Annotated in this window: 1 protein-coding gene; it reads left to right on the forward strand. The window is 64.2% G+C overall.

Annotated features, from left to right (window positions below; translation table 11 throughout):
- Nucleotides 1-72 precede the first annotated feature (72 nt).
- Nucleotides 73-1419: an IS701 family transposase gene (locus tag N1058_RS23970; RefSeq protein ID WP_265520094.1), complete on the forward strand. Its 1347-nt coding sequence runs from the start codon at nt 73-75 to the stop codon at nt 1417-1419.
- Nucleotides 1420-1494 lie beyond the last annotated feature (75 nt).

The following is a 1494-nucleotide window of genomic DNA, read 5'->3' on the forward strand; positions in this document are numbered from 1 at the left end:
TCTTACTGTGTCATAAGTTTCGTTAACGATTGATTGCGACAATGGCGATTCGCGCTTCAAATGGAGGGAGCTATGGATCGCCAGGATGGAATCGAAACGAGTGAATCGCGTTTTGCAGCCTATGTCGAGACGCTCGCCTCGGCATTGGGTCATGCTGACCGGGTGGCGCCGCTGAAGGCCTATTGCACGGGGCTGCTTTTGCCCGGTGAGCGCAAGAGCGTCGAGCCGATGGCGGCCCGGGTTGAGCCGGGACGTGTGCAGGCGGCGCACCAGTCGCTGCATCATTTCGTGGCGAAAGCGGACTGGTCGGACGATGCCGTGCTTGGCGTCGTGCGGGCTGAAGTGCTGCCGGCGCTGGAGCGTCAGGCGCCGATCCGCGCCTGGATCGTTGACGACACCGGCTTTCCCAAGAAAGGGAAGCATTCGGTGGGGGTGGCGCGGCAGTATTGCGGCCAGCTCGGCAAGCAGGACAACTGCCAGATCGCCGTCAGTCTGTCGGTTGCCACCGACCAGGCGAGCCTGCCGGTCGCCTATCAGCTGTATCTGCCGGAAAGCTGGGCCAACGATCCCGATCGGCGGAAAAAGGCGGGCGTGCCGGAGGACGTTGTCTTCCGCACCAAGCCCGAAATTGCGCTCACCCAAATCCGGGCGGCGCTGGATAACGACATATCGCCGGGCGTAGTGCTGGCCGATGCCGGTTACGGCAACGACACCGCTTTCCGCACCGGGTTGACGGAGATGGGCTTGACCTATGTCGCCGGAGTCCAGTCCTCGATCCGCTTGTGGTCGCCGGGCACACAGCCGCTGCCGCCCAAGCCGTGGAGCGGCCACGGCCGCCCACCTTCACGCGTCCGGCGCCAGGCCGGGCACACGCCCGTTTCGGCCAAGGAGCTGGCGCAAGCCCTGCCCGAGGACGCCTGGCGTCAGATCACCTGGCGCGAGGGCTCCAAGGTGCCGCTTACCTCACGCTTTGCCACCGTCCGGGTCCGCCCAGCCCATCGCGACTACTGGCGCTCTGAGCCGCGCGCCAAGGAATGGCTTCTGATCGAGTGGCCGGACGGCGAGGTCGAGCCGGCCAAGTACTGGCTGTCGACCTTGCCGGAAGATACCAGGCTCGCCACTCTCGTCGATCAGGCCAAGCTGCGATGGCGGATTGAACGGGATTATCAGGAACTCAAGCAGGAGATCGGTCTTGGCCATTATGAGGGCCGAGGTTGGCGCGGCTTCCATCACCACGCCACGCTCGCCATCGCCGCTTACGGATTCCTGGTCTCCGAACGGAGTCTGATTCCCCCCTCAGCCCCACGCTCAGCGCCGCTCCTCAAGGCACCTGCGCTACCCGAAGATTATCGACCCCGCGGTGCCGCCGCTGCGTCCCGAACGCCACGTCACCAACTCCATCGCCACCATCAGGATTAGGCTCGCCCACGCCTTGGCGCGGCGGCTGCCACGATGTCCATGCTGCCAAAACAGTTTTATGACACAGTAAGACTA

Origin of the sequence: Nitratireductor luteus (genome assembly GCF_026162365.1) — a bacterium.
GTDB classification, from domain to species: Bacteria; Pseudomonadota; Alphaproteobacteria; order Rhizobiales; family Rhizobiaceae; genus Chelativorans; species Chelativorans luteus.

Excerpts from the sequence above, each read along its gene's own strand:
- N1058_RS23970 (WP_265520094.1), top strand. The coding sequence starts at position 73 with ATGGATCGCCAGGATGGAATCGAAACGAGTGAATCGCGTTTTGCAGCC.